Here is a 17,106-nt window from a genome sequence, read left to right as displayed (position 1 = left end):
CTATTGGAGGACATTTAACAGAACCGACATACTTTATAAAGAAATCTACCTCGTGGCAGTCAGTTAAAAATATGATTCGGACATAAAATAATCTTACGCTGTTGATGTTGCATGAGCCTGGAAACCTTGAATGCTTCAGTTAAAAAGTTCTAATTTTGGACTAAATGAAAGGAGCCAGAAATATGAGTAAAAGTACATCATTGAAGACAATATTCCAGTTTTTATGTGTATTGCTTTGCCTGGTATTAATGCCAGCCACATTTGCTCAACCGGAAGAGCTTAACGGAAATGTAACTTACGAAAACGGGACTTACGAAAATGTTACTCCTGAATCAGAAGTAATTAATGAGGGTCCCATAGTACATGAGATAAATCCTTCTTCTTATGATAATTACATACAGCAGGGAAAAAGCAGTAACTTCAATGTAAGTTTCAAAAACAATGGTAATGAAACTCTCGATATAAAACCGAAAATTGTGCCTGTGCCTTACACTAATAGCAACCTTAACGAAAGCTGGATCACCATATCCCCAACAAATATGACTGCAAATCCGGGTGAAGAACAGAATTTTGCTGTCGGAATAAACGTCCCGGAAGATGAGGATGGCGGAAGATATGAAGCCTATATTTCCTTTACAGATGATATTGATCCGTATACCGCCCAATATGTCAATGTAATGTACCTGTCTATAGGAGTTCCTATTATTCCGAAGCTTGAGCTTCAGACAGATTACATTTCTGATACCATTGAGGCTGGAAAGGAATATGAGTATGCGATAAAAATCAAAAACGTGGCAGATAAGGATGTTACTATTGATCCGAAAATAACCAACTACAACATATATATTGATTCTTTTTATAGATCAGCTTTTAATGATGTAATAGAAATCTCTGCACCTTCAATCATAAAAGCAGGCGAAATCGTCAACATGAGCATCTGTGTTCCTGTTCCGGAAAATGCGACAGGAACTTACAGTGGGTACATCGAAATGAACCCTGACGGGAAAGTAAATGACGGATCCGTCCCGCAAATAGGTCTAAGCTTTAAGGTTAAGCGGCAGCCTGCAGTTCCGTATGTAAAAACCTTTAACACCGTGACCACCGATCCGATAACGATTGAAGTTTCGACTGATACTTATGGCCTGGATATGTTACCGCGTATCTCACCGAAAAAGGAAGAACCATCTTTTGAATTGAACCTGAAATACAATTCCAGCCCTGTTAATATGACCCTTGTAAAAACAACTCAAAGCGGAAATGTAGACAATGGATACAGTATCCCCATTTGGGCAATGGATGATAACACGACCTATCAGAGTTACAATAAGCACTATGTCGAAACCTATACAATACCCGGTGCGATTGGAGATTGGGAACTTTCAATTTTCCCGAAAAATACGGAAACTTTTGGATATTCAATAGTTCTCGGAGATTCAAAATAAAAAGCATGAATGCATATTAAAGCGGAAAAATTATGAGAAGTTAACAGGATTGGCTTCAGTTATTCCTGGATCCTGTTATCTATATTCTTTAGTTTTTCCATTTTTTTGTATTTTATTTTTTACTTACTTTTTCATTTTTCAATTATCCTTTTTTACTTCAGTCGAATACCTCGCAGCTTGCTGCGGGGTGCATTGACCAGCAGGTAAACCACCGACAGCACGGAAAAATGCTGAATAACGGAAGACGATGCACTTTTTTTACCCGATGCTTGAAATCAAAAAAATATTTGACTCTTTGTATCGCATCAAAACTCTCTTCATAAAAAATCAAAATTGCGCTGGAATTGATTAAGGAATTTTGATATCTGGCTACAGAAATCTTTATATCCTCTTTCTTTTTTTAACTAACTATGATTTTACATGCTCCTTCTATTCTCCTCCCAAAGGATAATTGGGAAAAATGGGCAGTTATTGCCTGTGACCAGCACACTCAGGATATGGAGTACTGGAAAAGAGTTGAAGAATTTATTGGAAATACTCCTTCGACTTTTAATCTTATTTATCCAGAAATATATCTACCTTTAGATGAACAAAGGGTAAATAAAATTCATAAAGCTATAAGCAATTACAAAAAAATTCTTGTTGATTATGGCCCCTGCTTTATTCTTGTAAAGCGTTCTGTCGAAGGTAAGGAAAGAACAGGGTTTGTGGCTGCAATCGACCTGGAGAAATATGAATTCAACGGATCAGATTCCTTTATTAAACCAACGGAAGGAACTATTAAAGAAAGGCTTCCAGCAAGAGTCAGGATCAGAGAAAATGCGGAATTGGAGCTTTCCCATATTTTAGTATTGTATGATGATCCCGACTTTTCTGTTCTTCCCAGAATTATGGATGATCCGGTTTATCAAGGCAATAAGGTATATGATTTTGATTTGATGGAAAAGGGTGGCCATATTACTGGTTATAAGATCAGTGATGAAAAAACAATTAAGGAAATCTCGGAAAAGATTCTAAGTCTGGGAACCCTTCTTGTTGGCGATGGAAATCACAGCCTTGCTACGGCAAAGAGTTTCTGGGAGAAAATTAAAGAAACCCTACCGGACAATCATCCTGCAAGATATGCAATGGTTGAACTTGTAAATATTCATGACCCTGGGCTTTCCTTTGAGCCAATTCACAGGGTTGTAAGCGGAGTTGAACCTGAGGAGTTGCTCAAAAGGTTCAATGCAAGGATTGAAGAAGTCCCGACCTTTCATTTAACTGCTGATCTTTCAGCTAAAGGGCATTCAATCGGGTTTATTACAAAAGACAGGTGCGGTGTACTTGTTTTTGATAATCCAGCGCACGACCTTGAGGTCGAAATCCTTGATGAGATTATTGATGATTATTCAGTTGAATATGAACATGACCCTGAAATCGTAGAGAAGCTCGGAAAAAAGCAGGGTAATACTGGTTTTTTTCTCCCGTCCTTAAAAAAGAGCGAATTTTTTTCTCTCATAAAAAAGAAGGGTATTCTTCCGAGAAAATCGTTTTCTCTTGGGAAAGAAAATGAAAAGAGATATTATATCGAAGTTAGAAAGATTATTCCATAACTTTTTCCTTATTATCATTTCTTTCAAATTTTCTTTTATACAAATGATAAATACAATCTATAGTTTCTCGAATGGTGCATAGAGTAGAAAAGGATGATTTCAATTAAAAACGGATGTATATTATGAGAAAGCAACTTACTTTGACAGTCAAATTATAAATACCTTTAATTTAATAATTGATTTATTGGTTAAATAATCACTGGAGGAGTGAAACATAGCGGATTTGATAGGGCTCGCTGTAGTTTTTCTAATACTAGCACTGATTGCATATGTACTGGGCGCACGGGGGATTGCCGGTTTCTCTATGGAGATTGCAAAGTGGCTCGTTATAATTTTTATTATACTTGCAATTCTCGCGTTCTTCTTATGACGGCAGCTTTTACAAAGTGAGTGTTGGTTCAAGATATATGGTGCAGCTAGGGGTGATAGACAAATAATATCATAGTCAGTTTATTTTTTTCGTATAGTCTTGCCTGATGAGTAGCTTGTCAGGCGCATTGAAATTTAATTTTTTCCTTCATTTATCAATTATTTAGAAAATTCTACAAAATTTAGAACTTATTCCGTATTTTCAATAAACTGTTAGTCAACGCACGAATTAAGTACACTTTTTAACACAATTAGGACTAAAACTAGATTTATAACATGCAACTGTTCGGTGTATCGACCATAACTTCAGTTACTCGTATTTTTCGTATTTTGTACTCAATCCAAGCTTAAGCATGTGCTTTCCCTTCAAGCAGATGACGTGGAAATTAGTGGGCTTGAGATTACAGGAACAAAAGGCAGATATACGTGAATCTATAAATGCAACCTATATTGGTTATGTGAATTTTGGCGCAAAAAAGACAGTTGAAGACAGTTGGTAAGATAACAGCCAGAGTCGAGATATTAAAAGAAAAATCATTAATTGTCTCTGAGCTGCCCTCAGACGAGGTCTGCAGGTCGTTAAATATCTGGGTCGGAAACGGTGGGTATGCAACCTCTGAGAATCTCTCTACTTCCTATTGTGAAGAAAATCTATAATACTGTAAGGTTCAAGGCAAACCGGCTTTTGGTTAGTTCGAAAAATTTTTTCATGCCGACGGTTTGCTGAAATCTTCCCCAAAAATGTTTGTTAAGAAAAGTGAAATTGAAAAATCTGTCATTTTTTCAGATTTAGGGACACTTTGCAGGGCTTCTTTAGATTAAGCGGTTCTTTCTCTCCTGGAAGGGATTTTCGGATTCAAACGAAGTTTTTTAGGCGAATGATGGACTAATAATAGTTATCAGAAACCTCTGTTTTCAGCATGATTCACAATCCTCGAACTTTTCTCAAGGATTGAGGATTGGAGAATTTTAAACCGCCGAAAATGAGGAATTCTTAACCTCCGTTGATAATTGCAAAGAGCAAAATATTGGGGACTTCCTAAAATGAACATATAAGCAATAATAAATGCAATTGTGGTCAATATAAAAATTATGTACATTGAGTAGCTGAGGCTATCGATAAACTCCTAAAAATAGGTATGAAGAATGAAAAGTTGAAAGAAAAGGATGAAAGGAATGAGTCATTTTAGAAAAATCCTCCCAAAATTGGAGTATATTAATGAAGTTCCAAATTTGGCGCTGAAAATTTTACGATGGCTAACTATTAGCTACTTTTACGACTCTATCCTATCTATCTGACCAATCCTTCCGATCAATCCTTTATCCCATAAGGCGAGAATACCTCTTCCTCAAAACTCTGAGCTTTGTGAAGAGTTTAGAGAGGGGTAGTTAACTTGCTTATTCATCCAGAAGAACAACAGGTTTGATCAGATCTCTTGGTTTTTCTTTCATGAGCATGAGAGCCTCTTCCATTTTGTCGAATCCTTCGAATACGTGGGTGACCATTTTTTCTGGTTTTATTCTTCCATAGGTACATAGGTCTGCCATTCTTTCCATTCTCAGACGACCTCCGGTTGTCAGGCCACCACGTATATCTTTATGAGACATACCCGACCCCCATTCAATACGTGGAATAGGAAGTATATCTCCGGTTCCGAAGTAGTTGACGTTTGATACCGTGCCCCCAGGTTTTACAATTTTGACTGCATCTGAAATTGTGTTTTCATTTCCTCCTGCTATGATTACAGAATCCACACCTTTTCCATTTGTCTTTTCAAGAATCTGTTCAACAACTCCACCCTTTCTATAATCAATAGTTTCAGATGCTCCATATTCCAGAGCAAGATCAACAGTGACTTTTCGACTTCCTACTGCAATGAGCCTACCTGCACCAAGAATAGACGCACCTGCCACTGCCATCAGACCAACAGGACCAATTCCTATGACTGCAACTGTAGAGCCCGTTTTAATATTTGCCATTTCTGCACCCTGTATTCCAGTAGTTGCCATATCTGATAGCATGACAGCTTGTTCAAGGGGCATTCCTTTTGGAAGTAAAGCTAAATTCATATCTGCATCATTTACATGGAAACATTCTGCAAAGACTCCACTTTTGAAGTTTGAAAACTTCCATCCAGAAAGCATTCCATTTGAGTGCATAGGCATTCCATCCTGTGCCTCCATGGATCGCCAGTCAGGTGTAATTGCAGGAACAATTACTTTATCGCCTGGTTTGAAGTCTTTGACCTCTGATCCGATTTCTTCTATAACACCTACAGCTTCGTGTCCTAAAATCATGTTTTTGCGGTCTCCAAGCGCACCTTCCCAGACAGTATGAATATCTGATGTACACGGCGCGACCGCAAGAGGCCTCACGATTGCATCATATGGACCTGCTGAAGGTCTTTCAGTATCAATCCAGCCTACTTTTCCAATTTTAAGCATTGCAAATCCTTTCATATTATTACACCAACCTTTTCAAAATAATTATTTTTCAACGTTTTATATAGTAACCCGCATATTAATCTGCTGTTGTGGTATTTATAATTACTAAGGATGGAAACTTGAATTTTAGTTTCAATTCAATTCAGTTAAAATATATTTTTTCTGCCGGCTGTCTGCTTGAATCTTCCCCGAATACGTTTGTTAAGAAAAGGGTTAAGAAATAAGAACCAAAAACCCGTGATTTTTGCAGATTTAGAAGGGGCACTTTGCAGAGCTGTATAGATTAAAGTGATTCTTTTCTTTTGGGGGCGGCTTTCAGATTTAAGTGAAAACTGTCAACTGAATTCTGTTTTCATGTAATCTATCCAAATGTTAAATCCTTTCACCCATACAAATTTAAGCAAAAAGCCTTATAATCGGTCTTATGCGGTTCAAAATTATCCTTGAGGAAGATGAAGAAATTGGGGGATTTGTTGCCAGCTGCCCAGGTTTGCCAGGCTGTTTTTCTCAGGGAGATACAGTAGAAGAAGCTATTGAAAATATTAAAGAAGCGATTCAAGCCTCCCTGGAATCTCTGGCAGAAGACGAACTGCAGGAATGCATTGGGAAATCCTCCTGCAGAGTAGTTGATGTGGTTGCTTGAATGTCTGGACTTCCTGTAATTTCCGGGATGCAGGCAATTAAAGCCTTTTCCAAAGTTGGCTGGCTCCCTCACCGGCAGGTAGGAAGTCACGTTGTTCTGAGAAAAGAAGGTTCAAAAGTTACGCTGACTGTCCCGAAGCACAAAGAACTGAAGCCGGGCCTTTTAAGGAATTTGATAAAAGCTTCAGGACTGACTGTGGAAGAATCCGAAGCTCTTTTGAAGTAAGACTTCTCTGGGTTCAACCACTTGTTTTTCGTGTGTATCCTGATTTTAGAATATATCCGAAAGCGGGATCTCAAATACAAACCGACAGTATTTCCCCTTTTTCAATTAAGTTAAAATATATTTTTTCTGTCAGTGGTCTGCTAAATCTTCCCCGAATAGATTTGTTAAAGAAAAGGTTAAGAAATAAGAACCAGAAACCTGTGATTTTTGCAGCTTTAGAAGGAGCATTTTGCGGAGCTTCTTTTTATCTAAGCGATTCTTTTCTTTTGGAGTGCTGTTTTCAGATTATGGTGAAACTGTTAACTGATTCTGAATCTAATGAATTTTAAGAAATTGGACCGCCGAATACGATATGAAAATCTTTTCTCATCACTAACTCAATTTACGAGCTGATCCCAAAATCAAAATTGTTTATTAAATATCAAATTATGGACAATAAATCGAGCTTCAGATTATGAAGTGAGTCTGAAGACTCATACAGGTGTAGTAACAAAATTGGTTTTGGATAAACTCAATTACAAAACCGGATATTTATATAATAGCTTCAATAATTTTATATATAAAAAATTACCAATTTATGTATGATAAGAGATTGGCAATTTAGATATGGAAATTGGGGGTATACAAATGATAGAAATAACAAACAGAGCTGCTGCAGAGCTTAAATATTTATTAGACATAGAAGGGATCGCGCAACCAGCGATACGGATCTATATAACTGGATCAAGTGCAGATGTTAAATATGGATTAGCAGTTGCTGATAATATAAATGAATATGATGTAATCACGGACAGTAATGGTATTAAAATCGTCATGTCACCAGACGTGGCGGCCGGCTTTTCTGATGGTAGTATTGATTTCGTGGTTGACAGAACAGGTAAAAATTTCATAATACAAAATGCTGACTCTGGCACCTGTGACAATTGCGAAGAATGTAACATATGCGATGCAGAGTAACATTTTGAGCAAGTTTAATGAACGCAATGACTGTGTTCTTCTGACTCGTATAATGCCTGTCTGGAGGAATCACAGTGGTTATCTCAGTCGAATACCCCGCAGCTTGCTGCGGGATGGACGACTACGCCGATAACCGTTGTTAACTAATCGCTTTACATTTTTAGCTATATTCATAGAGCTGATCCCAAAACTCAAAACAAATCTCTTAATTTTCAAATTCCGAATTATCAATCAAGTTTCCTATTATGAAAAATGGTTCTGAAATTTTATTAATCTGAAGATCTAAATTGGTTTTGGGATAAGCTCCAAATATATTTTTCCTGCTGGCGGTCTACCTTAAGATCCACTTAATATATTTGTTGAGCTTTTCCAGAGTTACTTTAATATTTTAATTTTTCCGGAGCGAAGTATATCCTCTTCAGTTGCATAATAACAATAACTGTAATTATCCATTCCTACATTTGTAAGCAATAATAATTCGTCACAATTTTTATAATCTGATCTGCCTGTGATACTTAAACCTAAAAATCTACAAAGATAAATTTTATAAGTGGGCTCAGTATTACCAGAAGAACTATTATTCTCTTTAAATCTGGTTTCAGAAATTGAGTTAATTTCAGTCGAATACCCCGCTAGCTTGCTGCGGGGATGGAAACTTCCCCGGTAACCGTTGATAATATGATTTATCAATTCCATTTTTGGCTGTTAACTTCTGCTCAAACTAAATTATTTAGGGTTATTGTCTTCTTTAACGGAATTTGGAGCGGGGGCGCGAACATACCCCGTTGCTTGCAGCGGGGTGCGCCAGCGCAGCTTTGATTTAAAGGTGTGAACTGATAAATAATTTTTTATATGTATAGTTTGAAAATAAGATTGGTTTTTGGATAAGCTTGTACTCAAATACCTTTAAATTACTGACATCATTAATAATTTTCTGAGAGATCGTTTAATTTTTAATATGAAGACTATAAATAGAATAAAACAGGAAATCGGATGCTGAGTGATGATAAAAATGAAATATGTAATCGCAATGATAAGACCGGAAAAGCTAGAAAGTGTCAAAAAAGAGCTTCAAAAAATTGGAGCACACGGACTGACAGTGTCATCTGTTTCTGGATATGGTGCCCAAGGAGGACATCTGGATATTGATAGAATTAAAACTGATAAATACGACGTAAACCTGCTTGATAAAATCAAAATTGAAATTGCGGTGAAAGATGATGTTCTGCAAACGACAATTGAAGCAATAGAAAAAGGATCAAAAGATAAAGACGGCTATATCGGAAGCGGCAAGATATTCGTGCTACCACTGGAGAATGTAATAAGAATACGCACGACAGAAGTCGGAAACGACGCTCTTTGATAAAAAGATCGGTATTATAACAGCAGATACCATGTGGGCATTATTATACTCACGGATTTTAGATCTTTAAAACAAAGAATACTTCAAACATGACTATTTACGGAGCTTATACCAAACCCAGCCTATCCTCAAAATCAATAACAGTTTCAGAATTATTTTCCATAATTAGAAACTCATTGGTTATTCCGAATTAGAGATTCGGAGAAGAAGTTTTGAGTTATGGGATAAGCTTATATTTTTCCTGCCGGCGGTCTGTTTAAATCTTCCCCGAATACGTTTGTTAAGAAAAGTGAAATTGAAAAACCCGTGATTTTTGCATATTTATAAGGAGCTCTTTGCAGGGCTTCTTTAGATTAAGCGATTCTCTTCCTCTGGGGGAGGTATTTCTGATAAAAGCGACGTTTTTAAAGTGAATTAAGGGTCAAGGAAAGCCTTCATTAAGAGCCTATCCGAAAAGTCGGTAATGCATGTTGAAAAGTCACAAAAGGTCTATAATATAAGAGCATCCATTCCGGTTTTGAATATTGAATATTGTAAAAGTTATAGTAGGTAACTACTTTTCGGATAAGCTCTAAACCTTGAAAAACCTTGAAAAATATCCCTGTTTATTGATTTTATATCCTTCACATCTCTTCTTTCGCTTTTGTTGCAATTGCAAACAGCGTAATATTCCCAAAACCAGTGCCTTCCAGAGTCTGGACTTTCCTGAATTCTTCGGTAATTTCCTTTCTCATCTTTTCTCTGATCTCGTCAGGAATGCCCTTCAACACTCCCTCGGGGCTGTCCTTCTCTTCTAGGTGCTGCAAAAACTCTTCTGGAGAATTATACTTCCATGGGACGGCCCTTGGCTTTATTGAGATGCTGGTAAAGCCGGCTCCTGAAAGCAGCTCGTGGAGTTCCGGTGAAGTTACTTTTTTCATACCCCTGTGCCATTCATGGCGCCTTTCGATGTCATATTTTGCGAGAATGGGGTCTACAAGTGCCCCCATCGTGTTGGGGCTGTCTCTGTCAAGTGTTGTCATGCCAACCATGCCCCCTGGCCGGAGCACCCGATATATTTCATTAAGGGCGGTTTTCTTATCATCAACCCAGTGGAATGAGGAGCAGAAATATGCATGGTTTATCGAGTTATCCGGTACGTCTCTGAGATCTTCAGCCTGTCCTACCAGAAAATGGACATTGCCGGAGAAATCTCCGTCAAACTTTTTTCGTGCAAGCTCAATGCGATATGAAGAAGGATCGATCCCCGTGAGCTGGCCAGCCGGTCCAATAATTTCAGCGACGTTCAGGGCCTGCCGCCCGGTTCCGCAGCCAACATCAAGCACGAAATCCCCTTTTTTTATTCCCATCATTTCTATCAGTACATGTCCTTTCTGGAACTGATGATCACAGTTCCGGTCATACCTTTCGGCACCTTCGAGAGAATCCCAGTCAATTTCACTCATTTTCGCTCACCTTCTGGAATCTTAACAGACATTTTGGTGGAGATAAATCATGATCAGTATAACTTGAGGTTCCTCTGACTCTTAAAGATAAGGGGGTTAATCCCCCACTTTACAGGAAAAAACAAGGAACCTGATTTTTCAAGCAGTAGTATGAAATTAATATTTTTGAGTCTTACTAACTGAAGCAAAATATATATACATTTCTTATTTTTTCAGAAAAATCAGGGTTTTTCCAAGAAAACTCTGTTTTGCAAGCGATAGAATGTTAAGGCAGGTTTACCTTTTGATTGCTGGGAAAAAAGTAACTGGAGAAGCGGGCTAGGATTGTGAGGGCACCTTTGTAGATCCTGACTTTAACTGTGCCTGTGACCCTTTCCTGGGACTTGTCGACAATTCATTTTAAATATATTTTTCCTGCCGGCGGTCTGTTTAAATCTCTCCCGAACATGTTTGTTAAGAAAAGTGAAATTAAAAAACCGTGATTTTTGCAGATTTAGGAGAGGAATTTGAAGAGCCGATCAATTTCACAATTTACCGATATTTTTAGAAAATACTTTTTTGTTCTAATTAACTTCTTGTAGCCGATAAAAGGTAGGCTTTTCTGCTACTCGGATTGAGCAGCGAATCGAAAGCTACGTCTTTTATATAAATTATATTAAAAAGAGGCGAAAAAGTACTCTCTATTTCAGCCTTTGAGACTCTTCTGGGCAGTTCATATTCGCCCGGTTCCTTATCAGAGAAACACAGCATGAAATATTTGCCTCCGTTCTTGAGTATCCTGTGTACCTGCTGCGCAAAAACCGGTCTCTCTTCATCCATCATCACGTGAAACAGGCCGGAATCAATAACGACATCGAATTCGCCTTCCGTAAAAAGCCGGTCCATCTGCAGTACATTTCCTACGACAAAATTTAGCTTAACATGACGCTCTATTGCTTTCGTTTTTGCGTCGGATATGGCATTTTCAGCAAGGTCTATACCCGTGGCGTCACAGCCATTCATCGCCAGCATTATCGCATTCTCACCCCTACCACACCCTATGTCCAGAGCTCGGCCGGGCTTGATCTCCCCACTTTGTATAAGAGCTTGAAAAGCGGGCTGGGGGCGATCGAGATCCCATGGCGGTGTGCCCTTGTATACATCATTCCAGAACAAATTTCTCCTCCTCCAAGCTAAAAATATTAATCTTCAGTCAGCTTCTTCAACTTTACTCAGATATGCTTGCCTATATTTGGCTTTAACGCGTCTTCATGACCAGATCTACCTTAACGCCCGGAACATCCGAAAGATAGTTTTTAAGGTTGACAAATTTAAAAATTGTAGGGGTTCTGGAAAATTCAATGAGTATATCCAGGTCACTTCCTGGTTTCTGTTCTCCCCGAACGTAAGACCCAAAAACTCCCAGATAACCAACGTGATATTTTTTCTTTAAGCTCCGGGAACATTTCATGGAGTTTCCGGATATAGATTTCAGCTTCTTTTCGGTTTTCCAGTATTTTTTCAGGCTCTATCTGGTCCTTTTGATATGTTATAGTATTCTGCGGTTGTAGTATTTATATTTACTAAAAAGGGAGGACGAAATTTCCAGTCCTGTTGTTAATTCATTTTAAATATATTTTTCCTGCCGGCGGTCTGCTTAAATCTTCCCCGAATACATTTGTTTAGATAAAGTTAAGAAAAATGAAATTGAAAAACCCGTGATTTTTGCAGCTTTAGAAGGAGCACTTTGCAGGGCTTTTTTAGATTAAACGATTTTTTTTTCTCTTGGGGAGATTTTTCTGATTAAAGTTAAGACTTCCAACTAAATTCTAGGCATAAAATTCATTAGCCGAGTTCAGTGAAGATTATTTATAGCATTTGTAAGCAAAGAAATAGGGGGTTATTTTCTGGATATACCTAAATTTAAAAGACTACCAGGACACATAGCTATAATACCGGATGGAAACAGGAGATGGGCTTTAGACAGAGGCTTAGAAAAGCATGAAGGATATAAACATGGAATAGTTCCAGGCCTGGAGCTATATGATATATGCGTAAAAATAGGAATAGGCGAAGTTACTTTTTTTGGATTCACTCAAGATAACACAAAAAGGCCTCAAATTCAAAGAAAAGCGTTTGTAGATGCCTGTATAAAGTCAGTTACAGAACTTTCCAAACATGATGCTGAACTTCTTGTAGTAGGGAATACCAATTCGGACATGTTTCCAAAAGAGTTACTCGCATATACAAAGAGGACTAAATTTGGGAGAGGTAAAGTAAGGATAAATTTTTTGGTAAATTATGGTTGGTACTGGGATTTAACATATGCATTTGAGAACTCTTCAGATGGTAAAAAAATGATAGAAAATATTGCATCAGCAGAGATTCCAAGAATAGATTTACTTATCCGTTGGGGAGGAAGAAATAGACTCAGTGGAATGCTTCCGGTTCAAACGGTATATTCGGATATATATGTGGTTGATGAAATGTGGCCAGATTTTAAGCCAGAACATTTATTCAATGCACTAGAGTTTTATCAAGATCAAGATATCACACTGGGTGGATAATTGACTTTCTTGCCTTTTACCAATTCATTAAAATTGATTTTTTTCTTTCTTGGGCTGTTTTCAGATTAAGTTGAAAATCTGTTAACCGAATCTTGTTTTCATGGGAGCCATCTGAAACTGGATCCCATAGGGAATGAAATCCTCTCAGTTATTCCAATTCAATTGAAATATATTTTTCCTGCGGGCGGTCTGCTTAAATCTACCCCGAGTACATTTATGAAACCAAAGTGAAATTGAAAACCCGTGATTTTTGCAGCTTTAGAAGGGGCGCTTTGCAGGGCTTCTTTAGATTAAGCGATTCTTTTCCTCCGGGGAGGTTTTTTGATTCAAGCTACATTTTTCAAGTGAATTATGGATCAAGGGAACTATAATAAATTGGACTGCCGAATTCAAAATGAAAATCTCCCCATTTCCCAACTCAGTTAAAATATATTTATTCTGCCTGCATTATGCCTAAATCTTTTCCTGATAGATGTATAAAGAATACAGAAATCAAACATCCTTTTTCCCATGCTCTGATAGATACTGTTCAACCGCACGTTTTGAACTGTGCCACGTTTTCCCTATTTTTACCGCATCCAGGAGCCCCTGCCTGGCTCGCAGGCTGAGATATTCCTGAGAATAAGGAGTTCCCATGACAAGTTCTTTTAGAGGCAGAAGTTCGTCATTTCCTCCTGAGATGGAGAGATAAAGGGTCAGGTTTTCATCTACGGCTTTTGCAATGAAATTGGCAAATGGTCTAAGGTTTCCAGCATCTGCAGCTCTAAGGGATTTGTAGTATTTTCCTCTGTCCTCTTTTTTGAGCACGACAGGAGGATAATCCCTTGAGATCAAATACAGGTTTGTGAGGAGCCGGGCTACCCGTCCGTTTCCATCGCTGAAAGGGTGAATTTCAACAAATCTGTGATGCAGAAAGGAAGCTGTTTCAATGGGATGTGCTTTACTCTCAGCTATTTTTTCGATAAGTTCATCCATCAGTTTTACTATCTTCGACCAATCAGGTGGAGTCTTTACTGCACCTGCTATTCTAACATTTCTTGTGCGGTACCTTCCGGCATCCTCAAGTATGCCTCTGGTTACAATTTCATGGATCTCCTGAATTGTAACATGGTCTATTGAACATTTTTTCTTTGCCAGCTCTTCCATCCGGTCAAAAGCTTTCGCGTTGTTGGTCGCTTCAATATGTTCTCTGAGCGATTTCCCGCCGATAGTCAGCCCTTCTTCCAGAACAAGTTTTGTCTCCTGAAGTGTTAACGTATTTCCTTCTATCGCATTGGAGTGATAAGTATGAACCAGCCTCATTTCTTCATGTAACCTTGCTAAAGCATCTGCAGGAATAGGCCGCATGGAGTTTAACTGCTTCATTTTTTCATTTATTCTTGCAAGAAGTTCTTCTTGAATCAGAGAAGTATCGGTATTGGCCATAATTTAACATATCCGATATATGCCCCCTGATATATATCGGTATCGGCAAATTTTTGCACTATCCGATATTGGGAATTATCTTTTATACATTCAGCTTAGTTAAAATATATTTTTCCTGCCGGCGGTCTGCTTGAAACTTCCCCGAATACGTTTGTTAAGATAAAGTTAAAAAAAGTGAAATTGAAAACCCGTGATTTTTGCAGCTTGAGAAGAAGCACTTTGCAGGGCTTTTTTTGATTAAGCGATTCTTTTCTTTTGGGGAGGGCTTTTTCTGATTGAAAGTGAACTTTTCTTCAGGTTAATTCAGTTTTAATATATTTATCCTGCCGAGGATCTGTTTGAATATTCCCCTAATACCTTTATTAAGAAAATAAGTAACAATTCAGATAACTTGGAAGGGCCCACACTTATTCAGTAACAAGTAAAATTATTCTATATTTTTCAATATGTCCAGCAGTAATAACCTTGCGTCTTTATTAATATTTACAATATAAATATCGTCGTTTTTAGATATGCTTAGTATAGATTTCATTAATTCTTGACAAATTGGATTTTTCAGTTCATTATAATAGTTCGTATAAAATTGACAGGGATCTATTAAACCTAGTCTATAATTATTTGCCAGCTTACTACTGGGTGAGAGTACAGGGCATTCCACGATCAATTCATTCTTTACATACACAGGGATATTCCGCATACAAATGAAGAATTTTGCAGATGGATTCTCAACCAGTTTTTCATTTAATCGACTGAAATCAGTTTCTTTAATTACCATTTTTATCCACTCCTAATTTAATTTATTTCATCCATAAGTTTGTAATTGTAATTGACATCATCAATTAGATATAGAAACTTTTTCGTGGAAAAAGTTTGGAGCCTTAGAAGGCTGCCCTCACCCATCGCCATTTGAGAGCCCGAGGTCTGAAAATAACTCCGTAACTACACCCATTTGCGAAATAGACAAGTGAAATTTATTTTTCCTGTCGGCGGTCTGCTGAAATCTTCCCCGAATACGTTTGTTAAGATAATGTTAAGAAAAGTGAAATTGAAAAACGCCGTGATTTTGCAGCTTCAAAAAGGGCACTTCACAGGGCTTTATTATTAATCAATTTTCTTTTAGAGAACTGTTTTCTAATTAAAATTAGAAATAGAATGAAACATTTATAAAATATTAAGTTAATGTGTAAAAGATCTATATGGATTCCTTTACAGATATACATAATCTTCTTGATAATCAACCATATAAATTTGGTATCTGTATTTCAACTTTCATATTTCTATCTTCATTTGCATCCAATTTATTTGATATTGACATAGGCAAATTTAGATCTGCTTCTTTTCTAATTATGATATACGGAATAGGTATCTGGATTTACGATAATCATGTTAAAACATCTTTGAAAGATGATGTCTACAATGAATATTATGGTACACAAGAAGCTGATTTGCAGTATGAAAAGTCTAGGCGAAATTTGAATGCTATTTATTTCTTTCTTTCCATATTTACTATATTTATTATATTCACGTAAATCCCAAACCATATACAAAATGTTTCTTTTCTGTTGAAGGGCTGTTTAAGATCTAATGTTTAAATATGTAGAGCTTTTCCCTCAGTCTGCTCTTCAATAAATCTATGTGCTTCAAAAAATGCTTCGTCAATTTCATTTACTAATATCGATGTTGCCTGCAAAAGAATTAAGTTTTCTGCATTTGGCCTTGAAGTTATAAGAGTTGAATTAATTAGATTCATCGATACAGCCGTACCTGAACCCGGATCAGCTAATCCTGAGTCACTTGATCCTGCAAGAAGAATCTTTTCTTTATCGGATTCAGATAATCCTATGTTAAAAAAAGTTCCTTTTGAATCTGCATGAACGGCATTACTGGCCATCTTGTAATAAGGACGCATGTGGTCGACACCAACAGATTTTTCAATGTCAGCAAAAGTTGGTCTGGGCTTATTAAGCTCTTTTGAAGCCCATCCATAAGGATTTTCAAAAGAGCTTCCATACTTTTCAACAAAAAAATTCTTTACACTGGTAGTATTTTCTTCTTCCTCTTCTTCAAGCGGCTCATAATTCAATTTCTTTGCATGTACTTTATATTGTCTCATTGCATAATAGGATTCTATATACCGATAATTGAGATATCGTTCTGCCACTTCATTACCATGCTCTTTTATGAATAATGCAGTAACTGCGATTTCGTGAAGGCTGCGCCATCGAGCATGTGCACCAGATGCATATCCATGTTTCATCAATATGGCAATTTCTTGACTAACAAGGCAAGCTTTAGCATGAAGTCTGGTTAATGCCAGAAAGACATAGTCGTTTTCTTTCTCTGCAGGCGTTCTCATTTCCTTGTTAAATTTTGATCCCATTTGTCGCGAATATATCAAAAGTAAATCCAGTAAATCCAGAGGTTTTTTCCAAAAATTATTTACTCTTTTCTTAAAATTCTCTATTTCTTCATAATTTTCTCTCAAGGTATCGGAGGCATTATTTATAATCTCTTCATGGAACTGGTTTATTGCTTCCTTGACTTCTGAGGGAATATTAAACAGGTCTAAATAATCCTGATTTTTCTCGTTATTTGTATTACTATCATTACTTTTCATGTTGTGACTACTTCCTTCAGCAATTACCGAAACT

18 protein-coding genes are annotated in these 17,106 nt (G+C 37.2%); 9 read left to right on the top strand and 9 right to left on the bottom strand.

The genetic code is table 11. The annotated features are described in order from the left end of the window. Window positions 1-182 precede the first annotated feature (182 nt). From RG963_RS02580 to RG963_RS02565, 4 genes are all read left to right on the top strand, one after another. Window positions 183-1,442, top strand: a complete 1,260-nt coding sequence (locus tag RG963_RS02580) for a COG1470 family protein (protein WP_310574716.1) — start codon at window positions 183-185, stop codon at window positions 1,440-1,442. A gap of 410 nt (window positions 1,443-1,852) precedes the next feature. Further along, window positions 1,853-3,037: a DUF1015 domain-containing protein gene (locus tag RG963_RS02575; RefSeq protein WP_310574715.1), complete on the top strand. Its 1,185-nt coding sequence runs from the start codon at window positions 1,853-1,855 to the stop codon at window positions 3,035-3,037. 223 nt (window positions 3,038-3,260) lie between these two features. Then, window positions 3,261-3,407: a DUF1328 domain-containing protein gene (locus RG963_RS02570; protein WP_310574714.1), complete on the top strand. Its 147-nt coding sequence runs from the start codon at window positions 3,261-3,263 to the stop codon at window positions 3,405-3,407. A gap of 464 nt (window positions 3,408-3,871) precedes the next feature. Then, window positions 3,872-4,063 (top strand): PGF-pre-PGF domain-containing protein, encoded by a 192-nt coding sequence (locus RG963_RS02565; protein ID WP_310574713.1) that lies wholly within the window; start codon window positions 3,872-3,874, stop codon window positions 4,061-4,063. Window positions 4,064-4,804: 741 nt separating this feature from the next. On the opposite strand, the gene RG963_RS02560 is transcribed toward RG963_RS02565, so the two are convergent. Further along, window positions 4,805-5,866: an NAD(P)-dependent alcohol dehydrogenase gene (locus tag RG963_RS02560; protein WP_310574712.1), complete on the bottom strand. Its 1,062-nt coding sequence runs from the start codon at window positions 5,864-5,866 to the stop codon at window positions 4,805-4,807. 409 nt (window positions 5,867-6,275) lie between these two features. On the opposite strand from RG963_RS02560, the gene RG963_RS02555 reads away from it, so the two are divergent. The 3 genes from RG963_RS02555 (at window position 6,276) to RG963_RS02545 (ending at window position 7,676) form a co-directional block, all read left to right on the top strand. After that, window positions 6,276-6,494: a type II toxin-antitoxin system HicB family antitoxin gene (locus RG963_RS02555; protein ID WP_310574711.1), complete on the top strand. Its 219-nt coding sequence runs from the start codon at window positions 6,276-6,278 to the stop codon at window positions 6,492-6,494. Further along, entirely contained in the window at window positions 6,495-6,719 is a 225-nt protein-coding gene (locus tag RG963_RS02550; RefSeq protein ID WP_310574710.1) for a type II toxin-antitoxin system HicA family toxin, read from the top strand. A gap of 627 nt (window positions 6,720-7,346) precedes the next feature. Beyond that, complete coding sequence (locus RG963_RS02545) at window positions 7,347-7,676, top strand: HesB/IscA family protein (RefSeq protein ID WP_310574709.1); 330 nt, start codon at window positions 7,347-7,349, stop codon at window positions 7,674-7,676. Window positions 7,677-8,051: 375 nt separating this feature from the next. Here RG963_RS02545 and RG963_RS02540 read toward each other — a convergent pair whose 3' ends face one another. Then, window positions 8,052-8,372, bottom strand: a complete 321-nt coding sequence (locus RG963_RS02540) for a hypothetical protein (RefSeq protein ID WP_310574708.1) — start codon at window positions 8,370-8,372, stop codon at window positions 8,052-8,054. Between the two features lie 316 nt (window positions 8,373-8,688). On the opposite strand from RG963_RS02540, the gene RG963_RS02535 reads away from it, so the two are divergent. Further along, entirely contained in the window at window positions 8,689-9,039 is a 351-nt protein-coding gene (locus tag RG963_RS02535; protein ID WP_310574707.1) for a P-II family nitrogen regulator, read from the top strand. A gap of 623 nt (window positions 9,040-9,662) precedes the next feature. Here RG963_RS02535 and RG963_RS02530 read toward each other — a convergent pair. The 4 genes from RG963_RS02530 to RG963_RS02520 form a co-directional block, all read right to left on the bottom strand. Then, window positions 9,663-10,484: a class I SAM-dependent methyltransferase gene (locus RG963_RS02530; RefSeq protein WP_310574706.1), complete on the bottom strand. Its 822-nt coding sequence runs from the start codon at window positions 10,482-10,484 to the stop codon at window positions 9,663-9,665. 265 nt (window positions 10,485-10,749) lie between these two features. Continuing rightward, window positions 10,750-10,878, bottom strand: a complete 129-nt coding sequence (locus RG963_RS16530; RefSeq protein WP_396654686.1) for a hypothetical protein — start codon at window positions 10,876-10,878, stop codon at window positions 10,750-10,752. A 173-nt stretch (window positions 10,879-11,051) separates the two neighbouring features. Next, window positions 11,052-11,639 (bottom strand): class I SAM-dependent methyltransferase, encoded by a 588-nt coding sequence (locus RG963_RS02525; protein ID WP_310574705.1) that lies wholly within the window; start codon window positions 11,637-11,639, stop codon window positions 11,052-11,054. 82 nt (window positions 11,640-11,721) lie between these two features. After that, a complete protein-coding gene (locus tag RG963_RS02520; RefSeq protein ID WP_310574704.1) occupies window positions 11,722-11,934 on the bottom strand; it encodes a nucleotidyltransferase family protein in 213 nt (70 codons plus the stop codon). A 400-nt stretch (window positions 11,935-12,334) separates the two neighbouring features. Between RG963_RS02520 and RG963_RS02515 the strand changes: the two genes are divergently transcribed. Beyond that, entirely contained in the window at window positions 12,335-13,030 is a 696-nt protein-coding gene (locus tag RG963_RS02515) for an undecaprenyl diphosphate synthase family protein (protein ID WP_310574741.1), read from the top strand. Window positions 13,031-13,522: 492 nt separating this feature from the next. Here RG963_RS02515 and RG963_RS02510 read toward each other — a convergent pair whose 3' ends face one another. From RG963_RS02510 to RG963_RS02500, 3 genes are all read right to left on the bottom strand, one after another. Beyond that, a complete protein-coding gene (locus tag RG963_RS02510) occupies window positions 13,523-14,455 on the bottom strand; it encodes a Fic family protein (protein WP_310574703.1) in 933 nt (310 codons plus the stop codon). A 427-nt stretch (window positions 14,456-14,882) separates the two neighbouring features. After that, window positions 14,883-15,230, bottom strand: coding sequence for a hypothetical protein (locus RG963_RS02505; protein ID WP_310574702.1), 348 nt, complete (start codon window positions 15,228-15,230; stop codon window positions 14,883-14,885). Window positions 15,231-16,043: 813 nt separating this feature from the next. Then, entirely contained in the window at window positions 16,044-17,072 is a 1,029-nt protein-coding gene (locus RG963_RS02500; protein WP_310574701.1) for a DUF5677 domain-containing protein, read from the bottom strand. Between the last annotated feature and the right edge of the window lie 34 nt (window positions 17,073-17,106).

Origin of the sequence: Methanosarcina baikalica, assembly GCF_031461075.1 — an archaeon.
GTDB classification, from domain to species: Archaea; Halobacteriota; Methanosarcinia; order Methanosarcinales; family Methanosarcinaceae; genus Methanosarcina; species Methanosarcina baikalica.
Note: the sequence above shows the minus strand (reverse complement) of the source record. Positions and strands in the feature narration are given on the sequence as shown.

What these genes read in the sequence shown, in the direction of transcription:
- RG963_RS02580 (WP_310574716.1), top strand. Translation starts at nt 183, where the DNA reads ATGAGTAAAAGTACATCATTGAAGACAATATTCCAGTTTTTATGTGTA.
- RG963_RS02575 (WP_310574715.1), top strand. Translation starts at nt 1,853, where the DNA reads ATGATTTTACATGCTCCTTCTATTCTCCTCCCAAAGGATAATTGGGAA.
- RG963_RS02560 (WP_310574712.1), bottom strand. Translation starts at nt 5,866, where the DNA reads ATGAAAGGATTTGCAATGCTTAAAATTGGAAAAGTAGGCTGGATTGAT.
- RG963_RS02555 (WP_310574711.1), top strand. Translation starts at nt 6,276, where the DNA reads ATGCGGTTCAAAATTATCCTTGAGGAAGATGAAGAAATTGGGGGATTT.
- RG963_RS02550 (WP_310574710.1), top strand. Translation starts at nt 6,495, where the DNA reads ATGTCTGGACTTCCTGTAATTTCCGGGATGCAGGCAATTAAAGCCTTT.
- RG963_RS02545 (WP_310574709.1), top strand. Translation starts at nt 7,347, where the DNA reads ATGATAGAAATAACAAACAGAGCTGCTGCAGAGCTTAAATATTTATTA.
- RG963_RS02540 (WP_310574708.1), bottom strand. Translation starts at nt 8,372, where the DNA reads ATGGAATTGATAAATCATATTATCAACGGTTACCGGGGAAGTTTCCAT.
- RG963_RS02535 (WP_310574707.1), top strand. Translation starts at nt 8,689, where the DNA reads ATGAAATATGTAATCGCAATGATAAGACCGGAAAAGCTAGAAAGTGTC.
- RG963_RS02530 (WP_310574706.1), bottom strand. Translation starts at nt 10,484, where the DNA reads ATGAGTGAAATTGACTGGGATTCTCTCGAAGGTGCCGAAAGGTATGAC.
- RG963_RS02520 (WP_310574704.1), bottom strand. Translation starts at nt 11,934, where the DNA reads ATGAAATGTTCCCGGAGCTTAAAGAAAAAATATCACGTTGGTTATCTG.
- RG963_RS02510 (WP_310574703.1), bottom strand. Translation starts at nt 14,455, where the DNA reads ATGGCCAATACCGATACTTCTCTGATTCAAGAAGAACTTCTTGCAAGA.
- RG963_RS02505 (WP_310574702.1), bottom strand. Translation starts at nt 15,230, where the DNA reads ATGGTAATTAAAGAAACTGATTTCAGTCGATTAAATGAAAAACTGGTT.
- RG963_RS02500 (WP_310574701.1), bottom strand. Translation starts at nt 17,072, where the DNA reads ATGAAAAGTAATGATAGTAATACAAATAACGAGAAAAATCAGGATTAT.